This is a genomic window from Vibrio sp. 10N.222.55.C6 (assembly GCF_041473395.1).
Classification (GTDB): domain Bacteria; phylum Pseudomonadota; class Gammaproteobacteria; order Enterobacterales; family Vibrionaceae; genus Vibrio; species Vibrio crassostreae_C.
In genome coordinates this window covers 1-1639 of record NZ_JBFRSD010000257.1, presented here as the reverse complement: position 1 = coordinate 1639, position 1639 = coordinate 1, and the positions used below count along the sequence as shown (strand labels likewise).

The 1639-nt window shown below is 48.7% G+C and carries 2 protein-coding genes; both read left to right on the top strand.

From position 1 onward, the window contains the following. The coding region (locus AB4486_RS23540) for a tyrosine-type recombinase/integrase (RefSeq protein WP_372118978.1) at positions 1–534 on the top strand (534 nt) is incomplete at its 5' end. Next, a complete protein-coding gene (locus AB4486_RS23535; RefSeq protein WP_372050665.1) occupies positions 531–1583 on the top strand; it encodes a transposase in 1053 nt (350 codons plus the stop codon). The genes AB4486_RS23540 and AB4486_RS23535, both read left to right, overlap by 4 nt. Positions 1584–1639 lie beyond the last annotated feature (56 nt).

The window sequence follows — 1639 nt, the reverse complement described above, 5'->3', positions numbered from 1 at the left end:
ACTCACACTCGACAAGCACGTTATCAGGTGTTTTTTCTTACTCTGTACAGCATGGGGTTACGACTCAGTGAGGGATTAAATCTTACGGTTCATGATATCGACAGCCAAACAATGCGCGTTCACATACGGGAAGGAAAAGGCGGAAAAGACCGAATGGTGCCGCTTCCGCAGCGAACGCTTAAGGCACTCCGCACGCACTGGCTTACCCATAAGCATCCTTGCTACTTATTTCCTGGACTTGGTACATGTCACGACACCCCCATGGATCGTGGCGGAATTCAAAAGACGATGAAACTTGTACTTAAAGAGTGTGGTATCAAAAAGCATGCGAGTCCTCATTCACTCAGACATTGCTTCGCAACGCACTTACTTGAGCAAGGAGTCGACCTGCGTTCACTGCAATCACTGCTCGGTCATGCAAGCCTCAACACCACGGCACGATACACCCGAATGACTCAGATAAAGCAGCGTGATGCGGCAATGGCCATCAACCAATTAACGGATGATCTAGACTTAACATGGAGCATAAAATGAGTACTTTCATTGAACTGCTTCGCCAGCATCATCGTGCGCTTAAGCATCACTATCATGCGCAGATAAATGGCGATATGCATCGAGCTATTGGGGCGATGCTCCGTTGCAAAACAGAGCAACAAGGACGCTCACAATGGTTCTGCAGTCACTGCCATCACGATGACCGATTGCCTCTTTCTTGTGGTCATCGCCATTGCCCTCAATGCCAACAACGCACCACTTCTGACTGGCTACAGCGTCAACAGCAAAAACGGTTACCTGTTCACTATTTCATGGTGACCTTCACTTTACCGTATCAATTGAGAGTGCTGGCAAGACATCAACCTAAAGCGATATATAACGGTATGTTTAAGGTGGCATCAGGGGTATTAAAGGATTTTGCCAACCGACAACGGCAAGGTGAACTTGGTTTTACCGCCGTGTTGCATACTCACAGCCGACAACGAAACTTGCACCCACATCTGCACATTATCGTGGCGGCAGGCCAATACGACGCGTCGAGGCAAACGTGGCACAAAGGCAACAAGCATTACCTCTTCAACGCGTTTGCTTTGGCCAAAGTATGGCGAGCAAGAATGCTAGAGGCCATTAATCAACACCCAACGTTGTGGCTGCCGAGTGGCATACCCAAACAATGGGTGGTCGATTGCAGACAAGTAGGATACGGTCAGGCTGCACTCAACTATTTGGCGCGCTATCTCTATCGCGGTGTGCTGCCTGATGAAGACATCATCAGTATCACAGATGATACTGTCACCTTCCGCTATAAAGAGAGTCAGACCAATGCATGGCGAACGCGCACCTTGCCCATTCTGAAGTTTTTGCTGCTCATTTTGCAACACGTGCTGCCCAAAGGGTTGCAGAGAGTACGAGACTACGGATTTTTACGTGGTCAAGCTCACGCCTTAAGAGCCCGCATTCAACTGTTGTTATTGAACTTGCTCTATATAATGCCGCCGCTAACCGCACCGATAAGAACCAAAGCAATACGAGTATGCCCTTGCTGTCAGCATCAGATGGCGTGTGTTGGAGTTAGTCGACCCATCTAGCCGAAAGGCATTGATAACAAGGAGAATGGCATTGACGAGAGCAGAGGAGATGTAAC

Excerpts from the sequence above, each read along its gene's own strand:
- AB4486_RS23535 (WP_372050665.1), top strand. The coding sequence starts at position 531 with ATGAGTACTTTCATTGAACTGCTTCGCCAGCATCATCGTGCGCTTAAG.